Raw genomic sequence first — 23,889 nt, 5'->3', positions numbered from 1 at the left:
TACCCCCATTGGATTAACGCCCACAAATTTATTTTGAAAACCATAGTAACTAAACCACAAAGCAAAAAAGCCCGTTTACAAAACGTAAACAGGCTCAGGCAACTTCCATTTATTATCTTGGCTCTACAATCAGTTTGATCGCAGTTCGATCTTCTCCATCAATAACAATGTCTGTAAAAGCAGGAATACAAATCAAATCCACTCCGCTTGGTGCGACAAATCCCCGGGCAATGGCTACCGCTTTAATGGCTTGGTTTAGTGCACCCGCTCCAATCGCCTGTAATTCTGCATTTCCGCGTTCACGCAGTACTCCTGCGAGTGCGCCTGCAACTGAATTGGGATTGGATTTTGCTGATACTTTTAATACATCCATAGTAAGTACCTCCCCTGGGAATGATGATGGTTTGATTCCACTATTAGATGTTATTCGAGGGTCAGCAAAAAATTCCTGCTTTTTGGTGACAGTTTTCCTTATTCTTTCCTTAAGTAGCTCACAACAAAGTTAATCCATCCGCCATTCGTCTTCTTTAAGCCTGATTTTCTGAATTTTACGGGCTTTCCCATCGTCATCATTGAGCTCTACGCTGATGGCATGAAAGTGCCATTTGCCCATGTCCACTTGAAAGCGTACCGGAAGCTGGGTCTGAAATTTCTGTAATACAGCCTCTTTCTGCATACCAAGCACGCCCTCATAAGGACCTACCATTCCCGCATCTGTCTGATACGCAGTTCCTTGTGGCAAAATCGTATCATCATTACTTTGTACGTGTGTATGTGTTCCTACCACGATTGATGCACGTCCATCCAGATGCCAGCCCATGGCAATTTTTTCGGAAGTGGCTTCAGCGTGAAAATCTACTAGAATATGTTTATGTTTTTTGCGCAGCTCGTCTACAATTTCATCTGCTGCCCGAAATGGACAGTCAATAGCTGGCAAAAAGGTTCTACCTTGCAGGTTAACAATGGCTAGTTCCTTACCTCCACCTTTTACAACAGTGTAACCCCGACCTGGTGTCCCTGGCGGAAAGTTAGCCGGACGGATGATCCGCGGCTCATCATCTATAAAATCAAATATTTCCTTATTGTCCCATGTATGATTGCCCATCGTAATCCCATGAACGCCCCAATCAAAAAACTCTCTGGCGATGGCTTGAGTAATTCCTCTTCCCGAAGCTGCATTTTCTCCGTTCACAATAATAACATGCGGGTTGTATTTTGATTTTAGCGAAGGGAGATTCTCCCTCAGTGCCTTTCTGCCTACACTGCCGACGATGTCTCCAATAAATAATACGTTGATAGAAAACCCTCCCTAGTCTGCCTTACATAATGAAAAGTGGCCCTACAAGCAGCGGCCACTTTTCATTGAAATGCTTTTATTTTGCGTATTCTACCGCACGGGTCTCGCGAATAACGGTAACCTTAATATGCCCTGGATAATCCAGTTCATTCTCAATCGTTTTCGTAATATCGCGGGCCAATCGGAATGCTTCCGCATCATCAATTTTCTCTGGCTGTACCATGACACGAACTTCGCGTCCGGCTTGAATTGCGTATGATTTCTCAACGCCTTCAAAAGATTCGGAGATGCGTTCGAGCTTCTCTAGACGACGGATGTACGTCTCTAGCGTTTCACGCCGCGCTCCCGGTCTTGCTGCTGACAGAGCATCTGCCGCTCCAACCAGCATGGCGATCACTGAAGTCGCTTCGCAGTCGCCGTGATGTGAAGCAATGCTGTTGATAACGACCGGGTGTTCCTTGTACTTCTTCGCCAGTTCCACGCCAATTTCAACGTGTGATCCTTCCACTTCGTGATCCAGCGCCTTCCCGATGTCATGCAGCAAGCCTGCCCGTCTTGCCAGTACAACGTCCTCGCCCAGTTCCCCGGCCATTAGACCTGTCAAGTATGCAACTTCCATCGAGTGCTTCAATACGTTCTGTCCGTAACTCGTACGGAACTTGAGACGTCCCAAGATCTTGATCAAATCCGGATGCAAGCTATGCACACCCACTTCAAAGGTGGCCTGTTCGCCATACTCACGGATTCGTTCGTCCACCTCTTTACGGGATTTTTCCACCATCTCTTCAATACGAGCCGGATGTATCCGTCCGTCCGCTACGAGCTTCTCAAGAGCAGTACGCGCAATCTCTCTACGAATCGGATCAAATCCGGACAATATAACAGCTTCCGGCGTATCATCAATAATGAGGTCGATTCCAGTAAGGGTTTCAAGTGCACGAATGTTACGGCCTTCGCGTCCGATAATCCGGCCTTTCATTTCTTCGTTCGGCAATGTCACAACAGAAACCGTCGTTTCTGCTACATGATCTGCCGCACAGCGTTGGATGGCCAGTGTGATGATTTCACGGGACTTTTTGTCCGCTTCTTCTTTGGCCTGCTGTTCAATTTCCTTAATCATCTGAGCTGTTTCATGACGAACTTCCTGCTCTACGTTGGTCAGAATAATACTTCTTGCATCCTCCATCGTAAGATTAGAAATACGCTCCAACTCAGTTACCTGGCTCTTGTAAATCAAATCAATTTGCTGCTGGGTTTCATCGATTCGTTTCTCTTTGTTGGCCACTTGTTCTTCTTTGCGTTCCAGCGATTCCAATTTTTTATCCAGCGATTCTTCTTTTTGCAGCAATCTTCGTTCCTGTCGTTGAATTTCATTGCGACGTTCACGAGTTTCTTTTTCAGCTTCGGCACGGATGCGATGAATTTCATCTTTCGCTTCCAATACCGTTTCCTTCTTCAGCGCTTCTGCCTCTTTTTTCGCGTTCTCCACGATTTGCGCGGCAGCTTCTTCCGCACTGGAGATCTTAGCTTCTGCAATAGATTTGCGAATAAAATAACCAATCCCGAACCCAAAGAATAACGCGGCTACAGCAACGAGAACGAACCAGATCGCAGTCATCATACTGTTCACCTCCCCGTTGGTTCCTCCAAGGCATTCCTTGGGACTTTTTGAAATTGTCACATTTACTTTGATCGTCAAACTAAGATAACGACTCAAGGTCGCTTCATTTCATATGCACATGCTTTCACACGTACAATTCCGCCTGGCATAGCGGCATCACTTGTTATTTGGCGATGAGAACTTTACCGTGGATTCCGCTTTTTTGGAAGGAAAAAGGGCACTCCACAAATATCGTTTCATATATATTTTATTATTTGACAAATGGCATTGTCAAGGGAATGCAAACATTAGTAGACTACCGTGCAGCTGTCCATATCATAATCAGCTCATCTAGCCAGAAGTTCAGCTACCGTTTTGCAACTTATTCCTCCCAATGCAGTAATTCCTCGTCATCGAAAGCTCCGTCTTGCTCAGCCGCACTGAGATGATTGACCACGCGGCGTGTCATATCCCCCGAATATCCGCGTCTCATAAGAAACGGAAATGTTTTCCTTTTTTTATCCATTATATCACCACGTACCTGATTCCATTTCTTACGTCCAATCGACAATGCACTCTCCCACTCCTCATTGTCAGTGATCACACCTAATGCTTCCCCGATAGAGGCTTTAGAGATGCCCTTCTGACGAAGTTCTTGTCTGATCCACATCTTACCCTTACGTTGGCTTGTTATACGCTGTCTTGCCCACTGACGGGCGTATAAATCATCATCTACAAGCTTCTCCCGTTGCAATCGCACCAATATCTCATCAATAACAGTCTGATCCACTTCCTTTTGCGCTAAACGCTGGGCAATTTCCTGACGTGTACGAGGCTTTTGCCCCAAATAGCGCAGCGCATGTACATAAGCCTGTTGTTTTTCATCTGCCAGAACGATATCTTCTAGTTCTTTTTTGACGAATGACGTTCCTTTGAACATGTTGTACTTGATCATTACATCTTCCAATACAGACAGTGAATATGGACCAAAATGAATGATGTATCTTCCACGGTTGCGTCTCTGCCCCTGCTCCACTCTAGTAATCATCAATTCCTCATGATCTGGAAAAAGTGAAATCCCTTGCTGTTTATCTTCTTCCGAAGTGTATTCATCTTTATCGTCCAACTGCACTATGTTTCCCTCACTTTGAAATTCACGAAAGCAGCCTACGATCACCTGCTACGCAAAAGTTAGATTCTGCTGACAAAGCAGACTTTATTTGATGCAAAAATGCCCTGCACAACTGTGCAGGGCATCAGAATTATGCTATTCAAACGGACTGTACCGTAATCCCCGGCTACAGTTCACATGACAGATCAAAAGCGAAGTCTCAGGCAAGCTTATTCAAGCTCCAGCAATTCCTGTTCTTCCTTGGCCTCCTGCGCCAACTCTTCTTCTGTCGGTGGAGCAATTGTTGTAATCAAATTACTGGCCACCCGGATTTTTTGCTCGATCGTACTAGCAATGTTCGGATTTTCCTTCAAAAATTGCTTTGCATTCTCACGTCCCTGACCAAGGCGCTCGCCTTCGTAGGAATACCAAGCTCCGCTCTTGTCGACAATGTCATGCTCCGTACCGATGTCAATCAGGCTTCCTTCTTTGGAAATACCCTCACCGTACATAATATCCACTTCGGCCTGACGGAAAGGAGGCGCAACTTTGTTCTTCACGACTTTAATACGTGTGCGGTTACCCACGATGTCGTTACCCATTTTCAAGCTTTCGATACGACGAACATCCAAACGTACCGTAGAGTAAAACTTCAAAGCACGTCCACCTGGTGTAGTTTCAGGGTTACCGAACATAACACCTACTTTTTCACGGAGCTGGTTGATAAAGATAGCAATGGTTTTCGATTTATTAATGGCTCCAGACAGCTTACGTAATGCCTGTGACATCAAACGCGCTTGAAGACCGACATGGGAATCTCCCATTTCGCCTTCAATCTCTGCCTTCGGTACAAGTGCCGCTACAGAGTCTATGACGATAATATCCACTGCCCCACTACGCACAAGAGCTTCGGCAATCTCCAATGCCTGCTCACCTGTATCTGGTTGCGATAGTAACAACTCATCAATATTGACACCCAGCTTGCTCGCATACGACGGATCAAGCGCATGCTCGGCATCGATAAAGGCGGCTTGTCCGCCTGTTTTTTGCACCTCTGCGATAGCATGAAGAGCTACTGTCGTTTTACCGGATGATTCCGGTCCATATACTTCAATAATCCGGCCTCTTGGAAAGCCGCCCGTTCCTAACGCAATATCCAAAGCAATCGAACCACTGGGGATTGTTTCCACTTGCATGTGGGTAGACTCACCCAACTTCATAATGGAACCTTTACCAAATTGCTTTTCTATTTGACGGAGCGCCATATCCAGCGCAGCACGACGATCTGACAATAAACTCACATCCTTCATTGTTTGTACTTTAATAATACCTTGTTTTGACACGCTTGCCAAGCATTTTTTCGAACATACATTCGTTTTTTTATTTCCCACAACTCTCTTCTATAATTAAACCTTTCTCATAAAACGAAAAAAGAACCGCTGGCAAAAAGCTTTGCAACGGTTCTTCCGATAAGGAGATTATATCATGAATATCTATCTAAAACAACTCATCGATAATTAAGAGAGTTTCTCGTTCTCTACCAATCGACGCCACAATCTGTACAAGATAGCTTTGACGGATCGCAAGCGAATGGTCTCACGGTTACCGCTTAAATTTAGCTCATATACCTCCGTTTCCTTGTCACGCTGAGCAATACCAATATACACCAGACCGACTGGCTTCCGCTCGGAATATCCGGGCCCAGCTACACCAGTAACGGAAAGTCCGAAATCACTGTCCATAATCATTCTTGCCTGCTCCGCAAGCACAAGGGCTACTTCCTTACTCACTGCGCCTGGCGCATGATCGCCTTCCAAATAATCATAGGGCACATTGAGCAATTTCATCTTCATTTCATTGGAATAACACACGATTCCACCTTGAAACATAACAGCACTGCCAGGTATAGAAGTGATGTGTTCCATCAGCATACCGCCTGTACAGCTTTCCGCCGCACTCACAGTGAGTCCGCGTTTGGCCATTAAATCTACAATCACCTTCTCCAGCGTAACATCTTCACTTGCATACATATATTCGGAAAGACGTTGTTGAATTTGTACTTCCGTAGCCGTTAGCTTAATTAAAGCTTCACTCTCACTGGCCGCCTTGGTGGATATACGGATCGTAACTTCCCCTTCCTTGGCATAAGGAGCAATCGTGGGGTCCGTCTGGGATTGGATCAGATCTAGCAAGCGAGTTTCAAGAGCTGACTCACCGATCCCTGCAAATTTTAGCATTTTCGAATAAATCGGCATCTCCTCACCGCTCAATGCCTGCTGAAGCAACCATGGTTTGGCATGATTTGCAAACATAGGTTTAAGCTCCTTAGGCGGTCCGGGCAAAACCACATAAAATTTACCGTCCTGTGCAATTGCATCCCCTATAGCTAAACCTGTCTCATTTTCAAGCGGAGTGGCTCCTTCAATAGAAAGCGCCTGCCGGCGGTTATTCTCGGTCATTTCGACCCCGCGGTTCCGGAAAAACTGATCAAGCTTGTCCATGGCAAGACGATCTATCTGCAATTTCCGCCCCAATACAGCCGCTATCGCATCTTTTGTCAAATCGTCCTGAGTTGGTCCCAGCCCACCAGAAAACAAAATAATATCCGCACGCTTCTGAGCAAGTCGTACCGCTTCCTGAAGTCGATCCATGTTATCGCCAACTACAGTCTGAAAATATACATCAATGCCGATTGTAGCTAGCTCTTGTGATAAATATTGGGCATTTGTATTTACTATTTGTCCAAGTAATAACTCTGTTCCTACTGCAATGATTTCAGCTTTCATCAATTCGTCCTCCTATGATGCGTATATTGTGGGAATTATGTAAAGAAACAGCAATAAGTTAAGTCCCTATTGCTGTTTCCATAAGATTTATCCTGTTACACTTTAGAGGAGCTCAGCAAATGGATATTCTTTACAAAGTAATCAATACCCGAATAAATGGTGATTAACACAGCTGCCCATATCGCTATTAAATCAAACGGAATACCCAGAAAAACAAACGGGAAATTATTAATGAGCAGTGCTACAATAGCAACGATCTGGATGATCGTCTTTAATTTCCCCCAATTGCTTGCAGCAACCACAGAGCCATCCAATAAAGCGATCTGTCTTAGACCCGTAACCGCAAACTCACGACTGACAATCACAACGACAACCCATGAATCAATTTTTCCCATTTCTACCAAAGAAACCAAAATAGCAGTTACCAACAGCTTATCAGCAAGGGGGTCCAACAGCTTGCCCAAATTGGTGACCATATTATTTTTACGAGCCAAATATCCGTCAAGGCCGTCTGTGCTGGCTGCTACAAGGAAAATAATAGCCGCAATCAGCTGATTATACGGCAGCTTGAAAGCACCGATCTCAATCGGTGGCGGATAAAAATCAAAATCCACCAGCAAAGCCAGCATCATCACCGGGATAAGGCAAATCCGCGTTATTGTAATTCTGTTGGGTAAATTCACAACACACTCTCCCCTGATTATCGTACTTGATTACAAATGGCAGCTTTCGGATTGAAATCAATCCTATGTAAAATCGCTTTCGACGAGCGTTATACACCTTAATGTCTGCATTTTCGTTACAAGTATAATATGGCGCAAAACGCATGTCAAAATAACCTGCTGCACATCAAGCAACGTTTAGTCCTACAAAATCTATGAGAGAAAACGTCTTATTTCATGTTTGTAAATTGAAGCTCCAACGGCAGATCAGCTTTCCGCAGCAATTGAATAATGGCCTGTAGGTCATCCCTGTTTTTTCCAGTTACTCGAATTTGATCACCTTGAATCTGACTTTTCACTTTTAGCTTGGAATCCCGAATAAGGATATTAATTTTTTTGGCGTTATCCTGATCAATTCCCTGCTTAAGAGAAAGACGCTGACGCACTGAACCTAAAGAGGCTGGTTCCAATTTTCCAAATTCCACATTTTTAAGGGATAGACCTCGTTTGACCATTTTAGATTGCAAAATATCAATCACCGCATTCAGCTTGTATTCATCTTCCGATGCAATCGTAAGAGCATCTTTCTCAAGCTTGAGGCTACTTTTGCTCCCCTTGAAATCAAATCTCGTTTCAATTTCACGCTCCGTCTGATGAACCGCATTTGTTAACTCCTGCATATCCATTTTGGAGACGATATCAAATGAATTTTCTGAAGCCATCGTTTCACTTTCCTTTCCACAACAAAGTTCAATATCTAATTATAGGCTAGTCATTTACAAAAATCCAATAATCCGTTCACTAAAAAGGCGTTCTTGCCAGTTCCCCGACAAAAACGCCTTTATTTACAATTACAGTTTAACATTTCTAATAGTGACTTCGTGTTGGATTTCTAAACATATCCAAAATTCCAAGCACAATGTGAGCAAGACCAAAGCCTAATATGCCATAGCCCCATGCATTCGGTGTTAGATAATAGCCCAGTAAACTGACAATAATCCCGAGCCCAGTCACAATCCAGCTGACGGTCATAACGTATACACCTCACTTTGCGGAAAATGAAATGACTGACTTTCCAAGAATTACAGTCATTAGTATTTCCCCGCAACAAGGCGTTTATTCACCATCAGTAGTTGTACTAGAATCTGTCCCACTTTGTGTAGTATCCGTACTACCATTTGTCGTCGTATCCGTTGAGCCCGTCACCCCAGTACTCGCTCCAGTGGAAGAAGCTTCCCCTTGCTGTATCAACACCCGAGTCGTCGATTTATTATCGGTTATCGGTTGGCCGGCGACGGAAATATCCGTGGCAGAAGACCGTCCTGATTTGATATATAAGCCTTCAGGACCGATATCGAAAGACATGGCATCTCCACTTTTAGTCATACCATAGCTCAGCTTTTCTCCACGGGAATTTTGTCCCTTGTACACCTCAAGCCAGCTTTCGCCCGTTGCTTTAATATCAACCTTGACCGTGGCCCCCGTTGCACTGGAGACTTTGAAGATCGTCGTCTTGCCTTGCTTACCATCCTGAGCCACAGTTACTCCCTGCGCTGGCGTAGTCGTATCCGGCTGCTGACCAGGATTTGGAGTAGTCGCATCTGTAGTTCCCGTACCACCTGGCTGGGTTTCCCCGGTTTTTCCCGTATCAGGGGTCTGCCCGCCAGCACCATTTGGTGCCGTTGTCTGACCATTATTCGGTGTCGTAGTTGTATTTGGAGTAGACGTGTTTGGTGTCGTACTTGGCGTTGTGTTAGGTGTTGTACTTGGTGTTGTACTTGGTGTTGTAATCGGCGTTGTATTTTCTGCTGTTTTTGGAGTGGAATGGTTGTTACTCACCCAATAAGCATAAATAACCCCAACAATGAGAACTAGAAAAAGCCACATTAACGCTGTAGGCAACCATTTAAGATTGCCAATCGTCGCGGGACGGCTGGAGCGTTTTTGTGTAACAGGCTCCATGACTGCTTCCGGTTCAGGTTCAGGCACATTGCTTTGGTGCCCTTCCAGAAGCTCATCGGGATTCAACCCAACCGTTTCGGCGTATGTTTTAATAAAAGCTCTGACATAAAAGCTTCCCGGCAGCACTTTGTAATCGCCCGTCTCAATGGCTTCCAGATAACGTTTGCGTATCTTCGTCATTTCCTGAACATCGTCAAGGCTCAATCCTTTTTGCAGCCGGGCCTCCTTTAATTGCTGACCCAGTTCTGACATGTCATCATCTCCTTGTGTAATTACACTTATTTAAAGATCTTCTGTATAACTGGCTGTAAAGGTATCATAAATAATTTCCTCAGCCGGATTATTGCGAAGTTCAATAATGATATTGAAATCGTCAAAGCTGTATCCCGATTCACGCACAAATACATCAGGATGCTCAATCACTTTGGTACTTGGCATGCTCATAATTTCCTGAAGCAGGTGATAATGTCTTTCATTGGATCGAATGGTACTCACAATGCCGTCAATAATAAACACATTGTTGGGATTCATTTCTTCCTCAGAAAGCTGACTGCGTACCGTCTGTCGTAATAACGTCGACGACACAAAAGTCCAACGCTTCATTGCACATACACTACTGGCAATAATGGATTCCGTTTTACCAACACGCGGCATTCCGCGAAGACCGATTACCTGATTGCCATCCCTCTTTAATACTTCACCCAAAAAATCGACCAGCAACCCAAGCTCATCACGTGTAAAACGGAAAGTTTTACGATCATCCGAATCCCGATCGATGTAACGGCCGTGTCTTACTGCCAATATATCGACCAGTCTCGGAGCACGTAAGGCCGTGACTGTAATGTTGCTGGCTTTTTTCAACGTATCTCCGAGAATGCGTATTTTCTCGTCATCGTCTGTTTCGAGAAGCATCCCCCGTCTTTCGCCTTCAACACCGTTAATCGTCAGTATATTAACCCCCAGAATACCAAGCATGGAAGCAATGTCCCCCAGCAGTCCGGGTCGATTTTTATGTATCTTGTATTCCATGTACCACTGTTTTGTCTCTTCCGTCACGTTAGCACCTCATTCACATTCAAACCGTCAACAATGCCAAATCAAAGCCTTATTGTATCATAAGATAGCATCATTCGACAAAACCCAATTATTGAAATTCGATAGGCTACAGTGTGTTGTAAGCCTCAATCACGTTTATGATATATAAATTACAATGGAATTACAAGAACAGCTCTGTAACCATTACAGAAAAGCCCCCCAAAAGGGAGCTTTTCATGTTGGTTCCTACTTATGCGTTGCTCTTAGCTAATTTAACCATTAGCCGGGCGATGGTGTGACGTTCGTCCTCATCGGCAACTCCCCACAGTTCTTTCAGTGCGCGGTTGGAATGGTTAGCTGGATCGACCTTCTCATCCAGAAAATCACCGATTTCGTAAGCAAGCTCCGCAATGGTATCTTGACTGATTCCCAGCTTCTCTGCTTGCTCTACACGCTGACCAAGGAACTTTTTCCAAACATCAAAATTCTGAACAACTGTTGACATACTTAAATCCTCCTTAGATGATTCAGATTTAAAATCAACAGTTGTAATATGCTCTTCACAGACGCTTACTATACTGGTGGATTCCTCCAAGCGCTGTTTTCCTTACGTCACCCATCCTCCGTTAGGACTTATGACCTGGCCATTAATATAACCTGACTCAGGAAGCGCAAGAAAATAAACCAGGGACGATATTTCATCAGGCCGTGCCAATCGTCCAGCAGGGATTTCTTCTTCCAAACTGTTAATTTCGCCTGCATCCAAGTGATCCAACATCGACGTGTCTACCGCCCCTGGAGCCACAGCATTCACTGTTACGCCAGAAGGCGCAACCTCTTGAGCCAGTGCTTTAGTGAAAGCGTTAATGCCTCCCTTGGTAGTGGAGTACAATACCTCGCACGAAGCTCCACATATGCCCCACACAGACGAAACATTCACAATACGGCCATAGCGTTGGGAAATCATATGCGGCATAAAAACCTGCGTACACAAAAAAGTTCCCTTAACATTCACGGCCATCACTTCGTCCCATTCCTCTTCCGATACATCTGAAAGCAGCCCATAATGTGATAATCCAGCATTATTCACTAGAATATCTGGCTTCATTCCGTGATTATCCAGCTTTTCCCGCATACGTTCAATCTGCTCCTTACTCCGCAGATCGGCTGAAACAGTCATTACCTTGCCTGAATAAGTCATACAACGACGAGCAACTTCATTTGCTTTTTCATGGGACTTCATGTAGTGAATGACCACATTCATCCCTACTGCTGCAAAACGTTCGGCAATAGCCGCACCAATTCCACCACTTGCTCCTGTAATCAGCACAGTCGTATCGCCAATAGCCTTTAACTCTCCGCCCTCGGTGGTCATCGGTTCCCTCTCCCTGGACATTACGGACTCACCACCAGCGATATTGCCATTTGATCCCACTTTATATGATCTTTCAGACGACGGTTTACATCCTCAAGCGTGATACTTTCATAAACCGGAAGCAATTGAAAAAAATCACTGCCGCGGAAGCGATGTCTTGTAAACTCATGCGCAATATTTTCGGGAGAATTGAGAGTGCGTAGATAACCGCCGATCTTCTTTTTGCGCGCTCGTTCAAAATGTTCTGCTGCAAACCCCTGCTTCTGAATAGACTCTACCTCTTCTCGTATCCTAGCCAACAGCCGATCAGGGTCTTTGGTATCCCCGCCGATCGCAGAAAATGCATACTGTTGCGTACTATTGTACTCATGGCCAAAACTGTCCGAAATCAGGTCCTCATCGTAGAGCTTCTGATATAGCTGTGTACTGGAACCAAACAAGAGATCAAGCATCAGCTTGGTTTCCAGATCATGACGTAGCAAAGCTTCTCCCGTTAGACCTACTTCAGCCTCCTTGAATCCAAACAGCAACTTTGGCAAAGAAACAGCCAGCTTTACCTCATGACGCGGCTCTGCAACCGTTGTGGGTTCATCATCGAAAATCCGCTCGATCTCCCCCTGCGGCTTATAGTCCTTTTTCGCCTGATTATTACGTACCAATTCGATTACTTCGGCTGGATCCACTCCACCTACTACAAAAAGAATCATATTACTTGGATGGTAAAAAGCTTCATAGCAACTGTACAACGTTTCCTTCGTAATCGTACTGATGGATTGAATAGTACCTGCTATATCAATATGCACCGGATGGACCTTGTACAATGCCTCAATCAGACCAAAGTAACTCCGCCAGTCGGGGTTATCTTCATACATATTGATTTCCTGGCCTATAATGCCTTTTTCCTTCTCCACATTTTCATCTGTAAAGTAAGGATGCTGAACAAAATTGACTAGTGTGGTCAAATTCTCTTGAATGCGTTCGGTTGCCGAAAACAGATATACAGTCTGATCAAAGCTCGTAAATGCGTTCGCCGATGCTCCATTAGAGGAAAAGGTAGCAAAAATATCGCCTTCGGGCTCTTCAAACATTTTATGCTCCAAAAAATGAGCTATGCCATCCGGCACCTTGACGGACTGTTGACCTTCTACCCGGAAATGATTATCAACCGAGCCATATTTAGTTGCAAATGTGGCATACGTCTTCTGAAAGCCCGGTTTGGGCAACACATAAACGTGCAAGCCATTATCCATTACTTCATAGTACAGCGTCTCCTGCAAGTGCTCATACGATATATGCTCCAACGCTATTCCCCCTTCTGGTCTCTCAAGAAATAAATAGTGTCCAGTCGGAACGTCCGGGCGGCATCCTGAACATCCTGCACCTTGACTGCCTCCACCTGGCTCAGCAGCTCCTCTACCGTCCGCTCTTTGCCGGAAAGCTGTCTGTTAAAATCATAGGCAATCATCTCAAAAGCGGAGTCCTGCATTTCCTTTAGCAAGTTGCGTATCATTGCCTGCGTTTGGGTCATTTCCAGCTCGGTAATTGCTCCATTTTGTGTATCTTCCAGTTGCTTGCGGATAATAGTAACCGCTTTTTCATAATTAGGAATTTCGATACCGGATTGTATTGTGCCAATGCCTTTATGCCCGTCATAGCGTGACGAAGCATAATACGCCAAACTCTCCTTCTCCCTCACATTGACAAACAGCTTTGAATGCGGATACCCACCCAGAACGCCATTGTACATTAATGCAGAAGCATAACGTTCATCGCCATACGTAATAGAGGTTCGTAGCCCCATGTTGAGCTTGCCTTGGTTTACATCAAGACGCTCTACTATAGTTTGAACATCACGTTCTACCGATTTGGGCTGTTCAGGTACATATCCCGTTTCCGTCGAGCGGTTTAATTGAAAATAGCGATCCACAAACTTTTCAACTTCTTCCAGCGTGGTATCTCCCACGACGTATAAATCCATGCTGGCATTATTCAGCCAGTCTCCATAAGCCTCATACAAATTTTGTGCATTTATGCTGTCCAGATCTGATCGTTGACCAAGAGGATGCAGACGATAAGGCTCATCTTTGCACATCTCCTCCATACAACGCTCCCCAGCATAACGTATTTTATCGTTAACTATAGATTCCAGCTTCTTACGAACATTTTCTCGTTCCTGCTGTACATATCCCGTTTGAAATGCACCGTTTTCCAATGCAGGTTTCGTCAGAACCTCTCCAAGGAAAGAAAACGAACGATCCAGCAAACTATCCGGACTGCTTACAAAGTTGTCATTAATTGTATCCATGCGAAATTGCACGATCTGATAATCTCCACGTTTATATACATCGAATCCAAAACCCGCACCATACAATTGTTCTAACTGCTCTCTAAATTGTGTAGTCTGCGGATACGATTCTGTACCCCGTCGCAGAACGAAAGGTACCAGTCCCACACGAGTTACAGTTTCCTCACGTAGCGGAGTACCTACATACAACGATATGGCGAACGTCTTAAAGCGCTTGGTGGGCAGTACATGAATCCTTAGTTGTCTGCGTGTGCCACGCTCGAAACCTGTTTTGTTCAAGTCCAAAACTCCTTTGTGACGTCAATTTGCGTCTAGCCTTTGATTAGCAATAGCTACTGTACATCTTTTTCCTGTAAAGAGGTAAAGTGTACCAATCTTTATTCTAACCATGCAAAAGCCAAGAAGCAACCGGAGACAAGCTCCCGGCTGCTTCGGCGTTTTACATGCAGAAAATATGTTCCCCGATGGTTTTCACCTGCGGACGGCTCCAAATCCATTTGGAGGTAGCTGTTTTAGGGTTAAAATAATATAGACATCCTCCGCTTGGGTCCCAGCCGTTCAGGGCTTGACGTACCGCCTTTTGTGCAGTCTCATTCGGCGTGAGCCAGATTTGGCCGTCTGCTACAGCAGTGAAAGCCCCCGGCTGGAAGATTACCCCAGACGGTGTATTTGGAAAACTTGGCGACTTGACCCTGTTCAAAATAACAGCCGCCACGGCAACTTGTCCTTCAAACGGCTCACCACGGGATTCACCATAGACCGCATTGGCCATGATTTTAAGATCGTTTTCAGACAGTCCCATGGTGTTGGCTGATCCCATCGTTTCCTCATTTTGATCAGATTTATCGTTTTTGTTCGCTGCCTGTCCCTGATCAGAACCTTGATTATTACGATGCATAGGCGTTTCCGTCGGCTTCCAGTGTGGAGTAGCATTCACCAGCTTTAATTTGGTTTTCGCACCAACCACTCCATCGGGTCTGATACCAAACTCCTTTTGAAAACCCTTTACAGCCTTTAGTGTACTGCTGCCAAAATGGCTGTCCACTTTTCCGCCAAAAAAACCCAGCAGCTTCAATCGTGATTGCAGTTCATATACATCCTGGCCATAAGAGCCAAAATCAACCGCTTCTGAACTGAATGTCGGCTGAACAGGCTGCGGCGCTGTTACTTTCTGCTGCGTGCTTGGCGACTCTACTCGCTGCTGTACAGAGTCGTTTTTAAAAAGTCCCGTGTACGTAATAGCCGAGGCTGCGAGGATACCCGTGCAAATCCAGACCATTGTTTTTTTCATATGCTGCGCTCTACCTTTCTTTTGTGGGATTAACAGGATGGCTACGTTTATTATGACAAGCTCCGCTAGAAGCTATTCACCCTTTTAATCTTCTTTGAGCAGGCAGTTCCACACCTCAAAAAAACATCACAAAAAAACGCTATTTGCGTGCATGGAGTTGTCATATTTAACAACTCATCATGCGTACAAACAGCGTTTAAGTGGAATGCTGATAAAAGATAATGCTCAGGAGCTAACTTTATTTTGCTGATATTGTTCCATTGAGATAAGTACCTCACGAGGCTTACTTCCCTCGTAAGGACCGATGACACCGCGGGCTTCCATGGAGTCAATCAGTCGGGCAGCACGTGTATAACCGATCCGCATACGGCGCTGAAGGAGCGAAACGGAAGCTTGTTTAGCCTCCAAAATGATGTTGACAGCCTGATCATACAGCTCATCCAGCATTTCATCCGCATCAGTGGATACCTCTTCCACCTCAGGCACAAGCGTTTCATCATACTGAGCTTCACCCTGTTCACGCACATAGTTAACAATGTTTTCCACTTCCTGATCACTCATAAACGCTCCCTGAACGCGGACTGGTTTGGAAGCCCCCATCGGCATGAACAGCATGTCACCACGTCCAAGCAGTTTCTCAGCACCGCCCATATCCAGTATGGTGCGGGAATCCACCTGCGAAGAAACGCCGAAAGCAATACGTGAAGGAATATTGGCTTTAATAACCCCTGTAATTACATCAACCGAAGGTCTTTGTGTTGCAATAATCAGATGGATGCCTGCTGCACGCGCCATTTGGGCAAGTCGCGCAATCGCATCCTCCACATCTCCTGCAGCAACCATCATTAAATCTGCCAGCTCGTCCACAATAACGACAATGTAAGGCAGAAATGCATCCGGGTTATCCTTCATCAAATTGTTGTAGCCCTCAATATTACGGGTGCCTGATTTGGAAAACAACTCATACCTTTTTTCCATTTCAACTACGATTTTCTTCAATGCCAGTGAGGCACGCTTGGGATCAGTCACGACCGGAGCCAATAAATGGGGGATTCCGTTGTACACGTTCAACTCCACCATCTTGGGATCAACCATCAGAAATTTCACCTCATCTGGCTTCGCTTTGTACAAAATACTCGTGATAATCCCATTGATACACACCGATTTACCCGAACCCGTAGCTCCAGCTACAAGCAGATGGGGCATCTTAGCTAAATTACCAACAATCGTTTGTCCTGCAATATCACGGCCAAATGCAATGGACAAATTGGAAACTGATTCCTGGAAAACTGTCGTTTCCATTACCTCACGCATGGTTACGATAGAAACTTCATTATTCGGAACTTCTATTCCTATGGCGGACTTGCCGGGAATAGGTGCCTCCATACGGATATCCTTTGCAGCAAGCGCAAGTGCAATGTCATCCGTCAGACTTACAATCCGGCTAACCTTCACGCCAATGTCCGGTTGGATTTCATAGCGTGTGACGGCTGGGCCACGTACAACCTCCAGCACTTTCGCCCGAACACCGAAGCTTTCCAGCGTGGCCTCCAGCTTGCGTGCTGTTTGCATGTAATCCTTTTGTCCCATACCTTTGCCTGCATTTTGCGGTTTGGCAAGCAAACGGAACGATGGAAGCTTGTACGGCTTAGGCGGTGGTGGAGCTGGAATAGCTACATTGTTCCCTTCAGCTTCTTCGCCTGTCAATCCATTAGCAATCGTCTGAGCCAGTTCCTGAGCTTCTTCTGATGTCCCATGGATCGTTGCCGAATCATTTATATTTATATTCGTATTCGCATCGGCATCCATAAAATTACTATCCAGAGGTTCATCAATGGAATCGTTCCGCACTCCACCTGTCAGGGAGTCTTCAAGTTCAGCCTCTGATCTTTTTTCCTCATTTTTCACTTGTTCGAAGAAGTCCCTAATGATTGGCGATCTTTTTACCGGAATTGAGGCTTCCTGCTCAGCGTGTTCGATTACGTCAGACAGCTCTTCTCCCTGATTGCCATTTCTCCACTGAGGCTGCGCGTCACCAGCCTCATATAGAAGATCATGTTCATCTTCATCCGCATGTGCAGTTTGCTCTTCCTTGTCCGCCTTATCTGTATTTTTAAGGCCAAACAACTGAAAGAAAATTGGCTGCTTGCGTGCTGGAGGCTGCATTTCATCAAAATCATCATCCATATCCTCTTCATAGGCAGGAATAGGCTCAGATTTGGGTTTTCTATTTCCACTGCCTTTGCTAGATGCAGAAAGCGGAGTGGCTTTACCAGTCCATTTTTTCCGCACGCTTCCCCCGGCTGTCAGTAGCTTGGTCTTTACAATCCTCACTAAATCCACATAAGACAGCTGGGTCATCAGCATAAAACAAATGACGAACATGACAATCATGATCAGCTTAGCTCCTGTGAGACCAAACAGCCACAACAGAACGGTAAGCTGTAATGCGCCAACGTAGCCCCCGCTAATATCCTTATTCAGCATCGAGGTATGGCCTTGCTGATCAGGCGACAGCAACTGCTCACGCATATCTATATGTATCTGGCTCATCACTCCGCCCGGCTGAAGCGCGTTAATCGGTCCCAAACGCTGCTCCATAGATGAAATAGAACTCATAAGTGTAAAGGCAAATACCAACAACAGCAAACCCGTCTTCCGTGAGTTCCACTGGTTCGGCCACTTGCGGTGAATCATCACCATCAGACCATAATAAATGCCAATCAGGGGAATCACAAAATAGAATTTCCCCAGTACAAGCCCAAACATCTTGGATAGCGACCGACCAACTGCCGCTTCACCCGATAACGCAATGACCGCCAATGTAATCAGCACAATGCCGTAAATTTCATATTTTAAAACTCCGCCAAATATGGCTTTCTTTTTTCTTTTTCTTCTTCTGGACATACAAGGTCACCCCCCAGAAGAATATTATACCACGTCACTCGCTATCCGCACATATGTTCTTTTTCAGCAGCAAATGACCTATTTCTGTACTATTCGACAGCTTCTATGACCACTCAATGATCTGACCTGGTCCATAACGAGGATTGAGGTAGGCATCCAATGGACAGTCCAAGAGCCTTACTATGATCCCCCGACGACTTTCAAGCGGCTGTACCTGCATAAGCAGACCATCTACCCGGACCTCTACAAGCTCCTCTGCCTCCTTCCACATACCTTCCCACACCAATTCCATTGGCATTACAGTATATAGTGTCATTGGGGCAGCTCCTTGCTGTGCTCACTTGAAAGGGTTCCTGTAGGGGTGCCTGTGGCATTGGGCGAAAAAGGTGCATAAGGGGGCTGCTGTGGAGTCCCTGTCATGCCGTTCTGCTGACGGCGCGTCTCAATGATGGTATTCAACTGTTTCAGCGCCTCTCCTATACCACCAACCGCATCCATCAAACCGTATTTTACTGCATCAATTCCTCCGACCGCTGTACCAATGTCGCGGTTTAATTCACCAGTTTTGAACATCAGTTCCTTAAACCGCTCTTCTGTAATGCGAGAATGAGAAACGACGAAGCGGACGACACGCTCCTGCATTTTTTCCATATATTCAAAAGTCTGTGGGACTCCGATGACCAGGCCGCTCATACGAATTGGATGAATGGTCATCGTCGCACTCTCGGCAATATAAGAATACGTAGAAGATACAGCAATCGGCACACCGATGCTATGTCCACCCCCTATAACAATGGTCACTGTTGGTTTACTCATCGATGCGATCATTTCTGCAATAGCCAGTCCTGCCTCTACATCACCACCAACTGTATTCAGCAAAATCATTAATCCTTCGATACGTGGGTTTTGCTCTGCCGCTACCAACTGCGGAATAATATGCTCATATTTTGTTGTTTTGTTTTGAGGCGGTAAGATGAGGTGTCCTTCAATCTGACCGATAATCGTCATACAAAAAATATTGGACTCGCTTCCGGGCATGGAGGTTTGACCCAGCTGCTGTAAAGCCTCCATAGCAGGTAAAACGGGTCTTTGTCCAACCTCTGGTTGTTCTGGCGCTTCCGTTTCCTCGTTGCCAGAAGATAAATTGCTGTAATGTTCCATATGGGTGATCTTCCTTTCGCTATACGCATCTATGTGCCCCGTCTTCACCCTATAGTATGGGATGGAAATGGAATATTTTATACCCACCTCCATGCCTTTCCTCGACTCTAAAATCAAAAAAAGCCTCTCTTTCCGCGGAAACCGTCCAATATTTCCTGCGGGAAGAGAGGCGACTGTGTGCCTGTGACTTAAGTTTTTAATTCAAGTTTTTGAACATATTTCAATCGAATCACACTTCCATTATAATTGGCAGAATCATCGGTCTGCGACGAGTTTGCTCATACAAGAAGCGACCCAGTGCATCCTTGACATTTGTCTTCAGGGAAGCCCATTCATTTACATTTTCACTCATGAGCTTATGCAGTGTACTTGAAACAATACGATTTGCTTCATCTAGCAAACCTTCTGATTCACGAACATACACGAAACCACGGGAAATGATATCTGGGCCTGACTTAATCGTGCCATCTTGCTTGCTCAGTGTGACAACCACTACCAAAATACCGTCCTGTGACAACAATTTGCGGTCGCGCAACACGATATTTCCTACATCTCCTACACCTAGTCCATCGATCAGTACGTTACCTGCTGTAACTTTACCAGCTCTGCGTGCTCCGCCATTCTGAATTTCAATGACTTCACCGATATCCGTGATAAAGATATTTTCAGGCTCGATACCTACTCCTTCAGCCAGAAGAGCGTGACGACGTTGCATTCTGAACTCACCGTGAATTGGCAAGAAGAATTTTGGTTTCATCAGATTCAGCATCAGCTTGAGTTCTTCCTGGCTGCCGTGTCCAGAAACGTGGATACCAGGATTAGCTGCGCTGTAGTATACATTGGCACCCAGACGGAACAGCTCATCAATAGTGCGTCCAACATATTTTTCATTACCTGGTACCGGAGTAGCTGCGATGATCACTGAGTCCCCTGGAAGAATATCTACCTTACGATGCGTAGAACGAGCCATTCTTGTCAAAGCGGACATCGGTTCACCTTGACTACCTGTGCAGAGAATAACTACGCGATCCGCTGACATTTTGCCAACTTCTTCAGGCTCAATCAGCATTCCATCTGGAATTTCCAAGTAGCCCAAATCAGAAGCAATACCTACGACATTAACCATGCTGCGACCAATCACCGTTACTTTGCGTCCGGTTGCCTCAGCAGCATTAATGACCTGCTGAATGCGATGTACGTTCGAAGCAAAAGTGGCTACGACCACACGCTGTCTCGACTTGCGGAAAATATCTTCCAACACAATGCCAACGCTCTTTTCCGAAGGTGTAAAGCCCGGTTTTTCGGCATTGGTACTGTCTGACAATAGAGCCAATACGCCACGTGTGCCAATCTCAGCCATACGCTGCAAATCTGCATATTGTCCGTTCACCGGAGTATGATCAAATTTGAAGTCTCCTGTATGAACAACAGCGCCTTCAGGAGTATCAATGCAAACACCTACTGAATCAGGAATACTATGGTTGGTTTTGAAGAATGTTACTTTCAATGTGGAGCCCAGTTTGATTTCGGAATCAGCATTGATCAAAATACGTTTGGTTTCACCAAGCAGATTCGCTTCCTTCAGCTTGTTTTCCACCAGTCCCAGCGTCAATTTGGTACCATATACAGGTACATTCAAATGTTTCAGCACGTAAGGCAAACCGCCAATATGGTCCTCGTGACCATGAGTCAGCACAATGCCTCTTACTTTGTCGCGGTTCTCTGTAAGGTAGGAAATATCAGGAATAACGATATCGATGCCAAGCATGTCCTCTTCCGGAAATTTCAGACCGGAATCCACCACGACGATGTCATTGCCGTATTGAACGACATACATATTTTTCCCGATTTCACCGACGCCGCCCAAAGCGAAAATCATCAATTTATCGTTGTTTGTTTTTTTAGACAAATGAATCTAAACCTCCTATGGTAGTTGGACGTCGTACCTTGATTTGTTATTTAATTTTCAAAAAAATACCGCACCCAGTCACTTGACCCCATTATACATGATTAAAATACGAAAAAACAAGTCATCCTGTTCGTTACGCTAGGTTTCCCATTGCCTTCCCAAACCATAAGTAAGTGTCATTTTATCTACATACCTGATTAACAGCATAGCAAAAAGGACGTTCTATAAGAACGCCCTTCATGCCAGAGGACCTTGTCAGACAATAACCGAGTCGGTGTTGCACCTACCGACTGCCCTTAACAAGGGTACTCCTTATATTTATAAACATCTTACAGCTATTTCTTTTTAGCGGGTAAATAAATTCTTAATAAACTTCGCTTCATCTTCGGTAGGAGGAATAAGCGGCAACCGAACTGAACCTACCTTAATCCCTCGTAATTCTAATGCATACTTTACAGCCACCGGATTAGGTAGAGGATGAGGACAGCCGAACATGCCCTTAAAAATTGGGAACAACTGCTGATGCAGTTTGGCTGCCTCCTGCGCGCGTCCCCCTACAAATGAATCCAACATCCGCTTCATTTCTGCACCTACCACGTGGCTCGCTACGCTGATAATGCCATAAGCACCTACAGCCATGGCTGGCAGTCCGGATGCATCATCCCCGGAATAAACCAGAAAGCCTTCTGGTGCTGACGCTGCAATCTGTGTGACCTGTGCAAGTGATGCACATTCTTTGGTTCCTACAATGTTCGGAATTTGTGCAAGTCGCAGTGTCGTTTCAGCTGTTAGGCTGGCTCCGGTACGGCTTGGAACATTATACAGTATAGCTGGAAGGGATGTGGAGTTTGCAATACTTTTGAAATGCTGATACATCCCTTCCTGATTCGGTTTATTATAATATGGCACTACCAGCAGCACACCGTCTGCTCCCGCCTGCTCCGCAGCACGGGTGAGATGGATGGAATGACGTGTATTATTGCTTCCCGTCCCGGCAATAATTTTACATCGCCCAGCTGCTTTTTCTACAACAAATGCAAACAACTTAATTTTTTCATCATCGCTCAGGGTAGGAGACTCCCCTGTTGTTCCAGATACAACAAGTGACTCTGAATGCTGTTCTTCTATTAAGTAATCAATCAACGAGGACAATGCAGTCCAGTCAATCTCTCCTTGCTGATCAAAAGGTGTCACCATTGCGGTAATCAATCTGCCGAAGTTCACCATGCTGCCTCCTTTTTTTGCAAGTCCGAGCACGGACAATGCGCCTATTGATGGAGTTCAAATTTATTATGCAATGCGCGTACAGCCTGCACCATATCTTCCTTTTTAACAAGTACCCAGATCGTGGTGTTGGAATCTGCCGATTGAAGGATCTGTACGTCTGATTCTGTCAATGCCTCCACAATTGTCGCCATAATACCTGGTACCCCGTTGATACCACCGCCTATGACCGAAACTTTAGCACATCCGGCCAGTATCTTAGGCTCTAGTCCTAAACCGTTAAGTACTTCAACCGCTTTGCTTCCATCATTATCAAATACGGTATAAACCGCCCCTGATGGAGTTACGTTAATAAAATCAACGCTGATTCCATGTTCAGCCATAGATTTGAACACTTGTAATTGCAAGTGCTCCAAACCTGACTTTAATTCAACAGTAATTTGAGTAACATTGCCGACATACGCAATACCGGTCACGAAACGGTCTACGATATCTGCCTGCACGTCTTTAAAGCCTTCTGGGTGGGTAACCAACGTCCCCTCTCCTTCGGAGAAGGTTGAGCGAACCCGTACCGGAATATTCGCCTGCATGGCGATTTCAACAGCACGAGGATGGATCACCTTGGCTCCCTGATGAGCCATATTACAAATTTCTGTATAGCTAACATGTGCAAGCGGCTTCGCATTTTCCACAATACGCGGATCAGCGGTTAATATACCATTCACATCTGTATAAATATCCACCATATCTGCATGTAGAGCAGCCCCCAGCGCCGTAGCTGACGTATCGCTGCCTCCCCGACCAAGGGTAGTCATATCACCATCAGCAGTTTGTCCCTGAAAACCTGTCACAATGACAACTCTGCCTTGGTTCAGCTCTTCCACAATCCGGTCTGGCTTGATATCCAAAATGCGAGCATTGCCATATTGATCATCCGTAATAAAGCCTGCCTGTGCTCCAGTCAGCACCGTAGCAGGAATACCTTCCTTCTCCATCAGGCTGCATAACGTAGCGGCAGAAATGATTTCACCACAGCACAGCAGTAAATCCCGCTCGCGCTTAGGAAGACTGTCACCGTTAGAAGCCGCCCAATCCAGCAGCGTGTCCGTTGCATAGGGCTCTCCTTTTCTCCCCATGGCCGACACAACAACAACCAATCGAAGATTTTGCTCCAGCTCCCGCTTCACATGTGCCAGCACAAGTTGACGCGCTTCAGGTGTGGACAGCGAGGTTCCCCCAAATTTTTGCACCAAAATACCCATTA

At 45.4% G+C, this 23,889-nt stretch carries 22 protein-coding genes; all 22 read right to left on the bottom strand.

The genetic code is table 11. From position 1 onward, the window contains the following. Positions 1-112: 112 nt before the first annotated feature. Positions 113-373, bottom strand: coding sequence for a stage V sporulation protein S (locus ACUC6J_RS10045; protein ID WP_007430104.1), 261 nt, complete (start codon positions 371-373; stop codon positions 113-115). 129 nt (positions 374-502) lie between these two features. Then, positions 503-1,297 carry a TIGR00282 family metallophosphoesterase gene (locus tag ACUC6J_RS10040; RefSeq protein WP_025364670.1) on the bottom strand — a complete coding sequence of 265 codons (795 nt, stop codon included), beginning with the start codon at positions 1,295-1,297 and terminating at the stop codon, positions 503-505. Positions 1,298-1,373: 76 nt separating this feature from the next. After that, on the bottom strand, positions 1,374-2,918 hold the full coding sequence (gene rny / locus ACUC6J_RS10035; RefSeq protein ID WP_013309958.1) for a ribonuclease Y: 1,545 nt from the start codon (positions 2,916-2,918) through the stop codon (positions 1,374-1,376). Positions 2,919-3,279: 361 nt separating this feature from the next. Then, entirely contained in the window at positions 3,280-4,029 is a 750-nt protein-coding gene (locus ACUC6J_RS10030) for a regulatory protein RecX (protein WP_153794866.1), read from the bottom strand. A gap of 209 nt (positions 4,030-4,238) precedes the next feature. Further along, entirely contained in the window at positions 4,239-5,300 is a 1,062-nt protein-coding gene (recA, locus tag ACUC6J_RS10025; protein WP_025364668.1) for a recombinase RecA, read from the bottom strand. Positions 5,301-5,525: 225 nt separating this feature from the next. After that, positions 5,526-6,794, bottom strand: a complete 1,269-nt coding sequence (locus tag ACUC6J_RS10020; RefSeq protein ID WP_016821004.1) for a competence/damage-inducible protein A — start codon at positions 6,792-6,794, stop codon at positions 5,526-5,528. A gap of 95 nt (positions 6,795-6,889) precedes the next feature. Beyond that, positions 6,890-7,477 carry a CDP-diacylglycerol--glycerol-3-phosphate 3-phosphatidyltransferase gene (gene pgsA / locus ACUC6J_RS10015; protein WP_016821003.1) on the bottom strand — a complete coding sequence of 196 codons (588 nt, stop codon included), beginning with the start codon at positions 7,475-7,477 and terminating at the stop codon, positions 6,890-6,892. A gap of 209 nt (positions 7,478-7,686) precedes the next feature. Continuing rightward, positions 7,687-8,178 carry a YajQ family cyclic di-GMP-binding protein gene (locus tag ACUC6J_RS10010; protein WP_013370750.1) on the bottom strand — a complete coding sequence of 164 codons (492 nt, stop codon included), beginning with the start codon at positions 8,176-8,178 and terminating at the stop codon, positions 7,687-7,689. 145 nt (positions 8,179-8,323) lie between these two features. Further along, on the bottom strand, positions 8,324-8,488 hold the full coding sequence (locus tag ACUC6J_RS10005; protein WP_013370749.1) for a hypothetical protein: 165 nt from the start codon (positions 8,486-8,488) through the stop codon (positions 8,324-8,326). A gap of 84 nt (positions 8,489-8,572) precedes the next feature. After that, positions 8,573-9,670 (bottom strand): helix-turn-helix domain-containing protein, encoded by a 1,098-nt coding sequence (locus tag ACUC6J_RS10000; protein WP_039277139.1) that lies wholly within the window; start codon positions 9,668-9,670, stop codon positions 8,573-8,575. Positions 9,671-9,700: 30 nt separating this feature from the next. Beyond that, positions 9,701-10,474: a DUF3388 domain-containing protein gene (locus tag ACUC6J_RS09995; RefSeq protein ID WP_013370747.1), complete on the bottom strand. Its 774-nt coding sequence runs from the start codon at positions 10,472-10,474 to the stop codon at positions 9,701-9,703. A gap of 229 nt (positions 10,475-10,703) precedes the next feature. Beyond that, a complete protein-coding gene (locus ACUC6J_RS09990) occupies positions 10,704-10,958 on the bottom strand; it encodes a DUF3243 domain-containing protein (protein WP_016821001.1) in 255 nt (84 codons plus the stop codon). 102 nt (positions 10,959-11,060) lie between these two features. Then, positions 11,061-11,828 carry an elongation factor P 5-aminopentanone reductase gene (gene ymfI / locus ACUC6J_RS09985; RefSeq protein ID WP_016821000.1) on the bottom strand — a complete coding sequence of 256 codons (768 nt, stop codon included), beginning with the start codon at positions 11,826-11,828 and terminating at the stop codon, positions 11,061-11,063. A gap of 20 nt (positions 11,829-11,848) precedes the next feature. Beyond that, on the bottom strand, positions 11,849-13,129 hold the full coding sequence (gene yfmH / locus ACUC6J_RS09980) for an EF-P 5-aminopentanol modification-associated protein YfmH (RefSeq protein WP_019687011.1): 1,281 nt from the start codon (positions 13,127-13,129) through the stop codon (positions 11,849-11,851). 2 nt (positions 13,130-13,131) lie between these two features. Then, positions 13,132-14,412 carry an EF-P 5-aminopentanol modification-associated protein YfmF gene (gene yfmF, locus ACUC6J_RS09975; protein WP_167438447.1) on the bottom strand — a complete coding sequence of 427 codons (1,281 nt, stop codon included), beginning with the start codon at positions 14,410-14,412 and terminating at the stop codon, positions 13,132-13,134. 160 nt (positions 14,413-14,572) lie between these two features. Next, positions 14,573-15,424: a spore cortex-lytic enzyme gene (gene sleB / locus ACUC6J_RS09970; protein ID WP_257126949.1), complete on the bottom strand. Its 852-nt coding sequence runs from the start codon at positions 15,422-15,424 to the stop codon at positions 14,573-14,575. Positions 15,425-15,649: 225 nt separating this feature from the next. Further along, positions 15,650-18,331: an FtsK/SpoIIIE family DNA translocase gene (locus ACUC6J_RS09965; RefSeq protein ID WP_090887165.1), complete on the bottom strand. Its 2,682-nt coding sequence runs from the start codon at positions 18,329-18,331 to the stop codon at positions 15,650-15,652. Between the two features lie 103 nt (positions 18,332-18,434). Next, the gene (locus tag ACUC6J_RS09960; RefSeq protein WP_019687008.1) at positions 18,435-18,647 is read right to left on the bottom strand and encodes a YlzJ-like family protein; all 213 of its coding nucleotides are present in this window, start codon (positions 18,645-18,647) and stop codon (positions 18,435-18,437) included. Further along, positions 18,644-19,492 (bottom strand): ClpP family protease, encoded by an 849-nt coding sequence (locus ACUC6J_RS09955; RefSeq protein ID WP_017427948.1) that lies wholly within the window; start codon positions 19,490-19,492, stop codon positions 18,644-18,646. Before ACUC6J_RS09955 ends, ACUC6J_RS09960 begins: the two co-directional genes overlap by 4 nt. Before the next feature lie 229 nt (positions 19,493-19,721). Beyond that, positions 19,722-21,401 carry a ribonuclease J gene (locus tag ACUC6J_RS09950; RefSeq protein ID WP_013370737.1) on the bottom strand — a complete coding sequence of 560 codons (1,680 nt, stop codon included), beginning with the start codon at positions 21,399-21,401 and terminating at the stop codon, positions 19,722-19,724. Between the two features lie 345 nt (positions 21,402-21,746). Next, on the bottom strand, positions 21,747-22,628 hold the full coding sequence (gene dapA, locus ACUC6J_RS09945) for a 4-hydroxy-tetrahydrodipicolinate synthase (RefSeq protein ID WP_016820993.1): 882 nt from the start codon (positions 22,626-22,628) through the stop codon (positions 21,747-21,749). Between the two features lie 41 nt (positions 22,629-22,669). Next, positions 22,670-23,887 (bottom strand): aspartate kinase, encoded by a 1,218-nt coding sequence (dapG, locus tag ACUC6J_RS09940; protein ID WP_016820992.1) that lies wholly within the window; start codon positions 23,885-23,887, stop codon positions 22,670-22,672. Positions 23,888-23,889: the final 2 nt, after the last annotated feature.

This window comes from Paenibacillus sp. JJ1683 (assembly GCF_053006485.1).
Note: the sequence above shows the minus strand (reverse complement) of the source record. Positions and strands in the feature narration are given on the sequence as shown.

What these genes read in the sequence shown, in the direction of transcription:
- ACUC6J_RS10010 (WP_013370750.1), bottom strand. Translation starts at nt 8,178, where the DNA reads ATGGCTTCAGAAAATTCATTTGATATCGTCTCCAAAATGGATATGCAG.
- ACUC6J_RS10020 (WP_016821004.1), bottom strand. Translation starts at nt 6,794, where the DNA reads ATGAAAGCTGAAATCATTGCAGTAGGAACAGAGTTATTACTTGGACAA.
- rny (WP_013309958.1), bottom strand. Translation starts at nt 2,918, where the DNA reads ATGATGACTGCGATCTGGTTCGTTCTCGTTGCTGTAGCCGCGTTATTC.
- ACUC6J_RS09960 (WP_019687008.1), bottom strand. Translation starts at nt 18,647, where the DNA reads ATGACACTATATACTGTAATGCCAATGGAATTGGTGTGGGAAGGTATG.
- dapA (WP_016820993.1), bottom strand. Translation starts at nt 22,628, where the DNA reads ATGGTGAACTTCGGCAGATTGATTACCGCAATGGTGACACCTTTTGAT.
- ACUC6J_RS10000 (WP_039277139.1), bottom strand. Translation starts at nt 9,670, where the DNA reads ATGTCAGAACTGGGTCAGCAATTAAAGGAGGCCCGGCTGCAAAAAGGA.
- dapG (WP_016820992.1), bottom strand. Translation starts at nt 23,887, where the DNA reads ATGGGTATTTTGGTGCAAAAATTTGGGGGAACCTCGCTGTCCACACCT.
- ACUC6J_RS09990 (WP_016821001.1), bottom strand. Translation starts at nt 10,958, where the DNA reads ATGTCAACAGTTGTTCAGAATTTTGATGTTTGGAAAAAGTTCCTTGGT.
- ACUC6J_RS09965 (WP_090887165.1), bottom strand. Translation starts at nt 18,331, where the DNA reads ATGTCCAGAAGAAGAAAAAGAAAAAAGAAAGCCATATTTGGCGGAGTT.
- ymfI (WP_016821000.1), bottom strand. Translation starts at nt 11,828, where the DNA reads ATGACCACCGAGGGCGGAGAGTTAAAGGCTATTGGCGATACGACTGTG.
- ACUC6J_RS10045 (WP_007430104.1), bottom strand. Translation starts at nt 373, where the DNA reads ATGGATGTATTAAAAGTATCAGCAAAATCCAATCCCAATTCAGTTGCA.
- ACUC6J_RS09955 (WP_017427948.1), bottom strand. Translation starts at nt 19,492, where the DNA reads ATGGAACATTACAGCAATTTATCTTCTGGCAACGAGGAAACGGAAGCG.
- ACUC6J_RS10005 (WP_013370749.1), bottom strand. Translation starts at nt 8,488, where the DNA reads ATGACCGTCAGCTGGATTGTGACTGGGCTCGGGATTATTGTCAGTTTA.
- sleB (WP_257126949.1), bottom strand. Translation starts at nt 15,424, where the DNA reads ATGAAAAAAACAATGGTCTGGATTTGCACGGGTATCCTCGCAGCCTCG.